The sequence below is a fragment of the Enterobacter cloacae complex sp. P12RS genome (assembly GCF_014895875.1).
In the GTDB taxonomy this organism is placed as follows: Bacteria; Pseudomonadota; Gammaproteobacteria; order Enterobacterales; family Enterobacteriaceae; genus Enterobacter; species Enterobacter bugandensis.
Genome location: NZ_JADBQO010000084.1, coordinates 1 through 5212, shown reverse-complemented (window position 1 = coordinate 5212; position 5212 = coordinate 1). Strand labels below are relative to the sequence as shown.

Annotated in this window: 4 protein-coding genes and 1 pseudogene; all 5 read right to left on the bottom strand. The window is 43.5% G+C overall.

What is annotated here, in order from left to right:
• Positions 1-673 (bottom strand): annotated as a pseudogene (locus IM284_RS22940) (hypothetical protein); the annotation flags it as partial.
• Positions 674-681: 8 nt separating this feature from the next.
• Positions 682-1404 (bottom strand): alanyl-tRNA editing protein, encoded by a 723-nt coding sequence (locus IM284_RS22935; protein WP_223813098.1) that lies wholly within the window; start codon positions 1402-1404, stop codon positions 682-684.
• A gap of 71 nt (positions 1405-1475) precedes the next feature.
• Positions 1476-2528 carry a histidinol-phosphate transaminase gene (locus IM284_RS22930; protein WP_047955802.1) on the bottom strand — a complete coding sequence of 351 codons (1053 nt, stop codon included), beginning with the start codon at positions 2526-2528 and terminating at the stop codon, positions 1476-1478.
• Positions 2525-4108, bottom strand: a complete 1584-nt coding sequence (locus IM284_RS22925) for a phenylalanine aminomutase (D-beta-phenylalanine forming) (RefSeq protein WP_080346973.1) — start codon at positions 4106-4108, stop codon at positions 2525-2527. Before IM284_RS22925 ends, IM284_RS22930 begins: the two co-directional genes overlap by 4 nt.
• 26 nt (positions 4109-4134) lie before the next feature.
• Positions 4135-5212 (bottom strand): TauD/TfdA family dioxygenase (locus IM284_RS22920; protein ID WP_226838962.1); only part of this gene is annotated, 1078 nt, incomplete at its 5' end.

The window sequence follows — 5212 nt, the reverse complement described above, 5'->3', positions numbered from 1 at the left end:
TTTCTTTTGCTACAAGACTCAAAAATTCGACCACACGAGAATCGAATGCAATGTCAAGTTGATGGCAAACTTGTTTAATTTCAGCCACGGATGCAGTGTCAACCATATATAGATATGTCATAAGCGGCCATAAATCAAAATTGTTCTTAAATCCTCTAATTATTTCATCAGAAATAATAAATTCGCGTTCATATCGACTTAGGCTGAGTGCGCGGCGTAATATTTTGGAATCATGGTCTCTCAGTTCTAGTCTTGAAGACAGATCTCTTGTTTCTATTCCTTTCCCAAATAGCATTTCATGCATATCAGAAGGTAATAAATCCTTAAAATAATGCCAGAAATAATCAAAGCTTGATTTGCTTGATGTTTCTATACCAAGAGAGTTGTGGAGTTCTACTGCTGAGTCTATACTGAGATATTTCCTACCTGCTTCGATATCACGATAATAATTAGCAGAAAAAGGAATATCTATCCCTTCCAGAAATGTCGAAACTTTAAGATGTCCCCTTTCAACACGAAGTTGTGTCAGGAATGAACCAAGAGCATGTTTTTCATCTGTCTTGTTAGACGTTTTACCAGGGAGACTATCTACGTGTTTTGTTTCGTTTTTATCTGTTCTCATACCAGAGGCTACCATCGTTATTTGTTGATTAGATATTGACTCTATAGACATCTACCAGGTTAACCTGAATTATCAGAGAGCCTGAGTGCTATACGCGTCATGTTTTTTTTGATTTTCAACGTGGAAAATATCATCCCGATCTCTTTTGTATCTTTTACATGTGTACCTCCACAAGGAATTGACCATCGTCCACACTTCCATATCCGAAAGTTATTTCCCTGTTCGGGAACATTTACAGTTTGTATCTCATGTCCCGATGAACAAAATTCATTTAGTTCTGTTGTTGCCTTTTCAAGAATATCTTTATCAATATAGTCAAGAAGTTGATAATGATTCTCTCCGCTTTCATCATTGAGTGGTGAACGAACAGGGTAAGGGATTGAATGGCCTGTTACCTGCTCGAGTATACAATGGATCAGATGTACAGCCGAGTGTATACGCATCTGGTGATATCGCAGATCCCAATCAAGAATAGCAGTCACTTGCTGACCTGCCTGCTTTTTCAGCAAGTCAAAACCGATCTCATTAATATCAAGATAGTGTCTGATCTCTTCATCTTTTCGTTTTGTTGTGAGAACACCGATTTTTTGTTGTGATGTCAGCATATCCGGTAAAACAAGATAACCTCTGTCACCCAATTGCCCACCACCCTGTGGGTAAAAAATGGTCGGACTGAGGACACAATAGGGAGAATTTGACTCATCAAGGTTAACATGAAGGAGTCGCGTTTGGGTTTGACTTAGATAGGGGGCTGTATGGTATAGCCCAGGTACTTTATTCATATTCTTAAACCTCAATTGAATAGATACTTTTAATTATTTATTTGAATGAATGTAAATAACCTTGGCAGAATCTATGCTTTTAGTTCTTTCTCTAAAACAAAGAGTAACTTTTCCATTTGTTCCCGGGGTCCGAATGAAATTCTCAGGCAATGATCCAAAGAATAATCGGTCAGCCTGGCTATAAGGAAACCTTCACTGTTAAGACTGTTCTGGATCTCCCGGCTGCGTTCTTCACTGTCAAATTCAACAAAGACGAAATTGACATATTGGGCACTGGCTTTGACTCCGTAATCTTCAAATAAATCTACCAGTTTTCTTCCCCAGCTAAGACAATATTCTGTTGTTTTGAAAAGATGCTCACGATCCTGTAGTGCATGTTCACCAGCAAGAGCAGATAAAGCACTGACATTGTAAGGCGCCCGGCGAGCTTCCAGTTGTGGATACAGATCTGTGCTGACGTAAGCCCAGCCAAGACGCAATCCGGCAAGTCCATACGCTTTTGAAAATGTTCGTAAGCATATTGAGTTAACGCGTTTATGAACTATTTGAATACCTGCCGTATTTTCGATATCAGGTGTAAATTCTGCGTAGGCCTCATCAATGATAATGGTCGTTTCTGGCGGTATGGTTTCAACTAAAGATATCATTTCTGAAGGTGCAATATAGTGACCCAAAGGATTAGAAGGATTAACTAGGACCAGAATGTCAGGTTTATGACTGACCGCCTCTTTTAAATCCTCAGGGAGGATGCGCCCACTTTTCACTGGGATCTCACTGTATAAGGCTCCGAGAATATCAGTTCTCTTTTTGTACATCATAAAACTGTGACGAGGAGCGGTAAGCCGTGCACCCGGTTTCAGCAGACTACGCAGTGTGATATCAATCAGTTCGTCAGAGCCATTACCCGTGATGATCTGTTCCGGATTAATATTCCAGCGTTCTCCAATTGCTGCTCTCAGTGCATTGTAGGTGGGATCGGGATACAGGCTCAGCAAAGACAGATCATATTGTCCTGTTTGTATTATGTCTGGTGAACCCAACGGATTTTCATTGGCGTGCAGGCGGATGGAAGCATTATTATTTGCTCCCTCAACACATTCCCGGATTTTTTTAGAGAACATCATGAGTGGCCTCCAAGTATCCGGGATACGAGTTCTTCCAGATAAGGTGTTATTGACTCGTCATGGTCCAGATAAGGGACTGACTCCCTCACTTTTGCGTACCACAGGCGACCTGAATTTCCTAATTTTGTAGCATCCCTGATATCAGCTGCCTGAGCGGCGCAGATCAACTCAAAAGCAATAACATAGCGGGTATTCTGGAGCACCTCCGCCGTCCTGCGAGCAGCAACCAGACCGAAAGAGACTACGTCCTGAAAATCACCTGTTGTTGTTAGTGTTTGTATTGATACAGGTGTAGCCAGAGAACGATTTTCCGCTGTGACAGAAGATGACATAAACTGTCCCCCCATTAAACCAAACCGCAGCCCACCATTTTCTGCACATAGAAAAGAGGGGAGCCCGTTGCTGTTCGCACTGGTCAGCAATCTGTCTATTCGCCGGTCAGATAAGTTACACATGGTAATGATTGCTATCGTCAAATAGTCCATCGCGGCGGATATATACTGTCCGTGAAAATGACCGTTATGGAAAACCTGACCGTTTTCGGGTGTGATAAGGGGGTTATCATTTGACGAATTTAATTCATTACTCACTATTCGTTCCACAAATTCTATTGTCTCCAAAACCGGGCCAAGTATCTGTGGTGTGCAGCGAATTGAATAGGCATCTTCAATCGGCATATCTTCTTGTTTGATGCTATTCGTAAGCCTGCTTCCGAGTTCTGATGAAAGCTGTATATCATCAACCGCCAGCCTTGTTCCCTGGAGGTTATTCCATATCATCTCTGCAATTTTTTGCTGGCCTGTATGCGGTTTTAGTTGATGAACGTCGGGATGAAATGGCCGAATCCGGGCAAGAAGCGTTTCTGAGGCAAAGGCGGAGATTGACGCATATTGTTCAAGAAGTGACCTGGTTTCGATGACATTCAGGGCGGCAAGCGCAACCATGCAGGAGGTGCCGTTGATGAGTGCCAGCCCTTCCTTATAACTTAGCTCAAGCGGTGCGAGCCCCAGCTGGTGCAGAATATCTTCTGCAGCCAAGCGTTCACCATTGAACCAGGCATTGCCCTCACCAGTGAGCATACGGGCCATGGCTGCCAGTGGCCCCAGATCTCCGCTGGTGCCCAATGACCCTTTACGTGGTATCTCAGGAATCAGACCAGCGTTGTAGATTGCGATAAATCGATCGAAATTTTCCAGAGATAATGCTGAGTTGCCGCGAGAAAGTGAGATAATTCGGGCGAACATAGTTGCCCGGCAAATTATATCTGAAAATCTTTCACCAACATTTGTCGCAACACCACGGATAAGGTTTTTTTGTAATTCTTCAGCCCTTTCGAGCGGAACGAGATGATCGACAAACCCACCCATCCCAGTGTTGACACCATATATAACCGAGCCTTCTTTCACTAATTTTTCAAGGGCTCGTCTTGATGCGGCAATTCTTTCTCTGGTTTCTTCTGAAGCAACTATTTTTTTACTGAACTGAGAGAATTCAATAAAGTCTTTCAGACTGACGTTACGGCCTGGGCTGAGAATGAAGGTATCGCCTGTGGATGTGCTATTATGCTGTGTAATATTCATGACCATTTTCCTTCTGTTTGTTTGAATTAATGTTCAGTCCAGTCGGCAATAATGACGTTAATCTCTCTGTTTCCTGAAAATGCATGCCTGCCATGAGCAAACTGCAGGTTATCGAGCAGCAAAATATCGCCGGTGTTGAGATTCACGTCCTGTTCTAACCCCTTGACCAGATGAAATAAGTTAAGTGTCAGTTCTTCCGGTAGCGGTTCTCCATCGCCGAAACACATGGATTCGAGAAGTTCAGGACAATTCTGAGCAGCTTCTTTTAACTCTTCTTCGTCTTCGTTTCTGGAATCCACCCGTGCCCATTCAATCATCGCAGCAGCACCCCAGAAATGTGCCTGATTGCACCAGATCAACTCATTTTTACGAGGATGCTGACGCACCGGTGAAATACAGTCCTGCCAAAGGATTAAATCATCATTCCACCATTCAAATTCCCAACCCCTGGAGCGGCAGGCAAACTCTGCCTCTTCTTTTGTTTTTGCAGAAAGCGCTTCCTGCCAGCTTTTTTTTATTCCGGGTTTCAGATGAACTCGGTTTTCATCCGGCAGTGTTCTACGCAGTCTGAGGCCGCGTTCTGTCAGAAGTTGTAATGTTGAAGGCTCGACCAGTTTTGTTATTCGGCGCATATCGCCAATGGTAGATTCTCCGCCCTCTGTGGCGGGTTTGACGCAAGAGAAGGCAATGATTTCCGGTGGGTGTTTTACATAGGCCATTTCCTGATGGAGGATGATTGACCATGCCGGAGGCGTTCGGGTTGCCTCCATCACTTTACCTTTTATGGTTGAACGGGGAGATGAACCACCAATGTAATCTCTGGTGCGAAAACCTAGCGCATTCATTATCACTTCAAACACAGCGGGTTCTGCACTTTGCACAACGCCGCGTAGTAGCAACGCTCCGTTATTGAGCACTGCTTCCCGAATATCTGGTGCAGTTTGAGTAAAGAAGTTTTGCGTATCAGTGACCGATAACCCATCAACGGTGAATCCAGACAGTTCACTCTCATTACATTCTTTCAACATCACCATCTTAGTCTCCTTGAGTCTTAAGAAATGTTGATATGTCTGTCTACTAATTAATCGCCATGAATCATCAAAG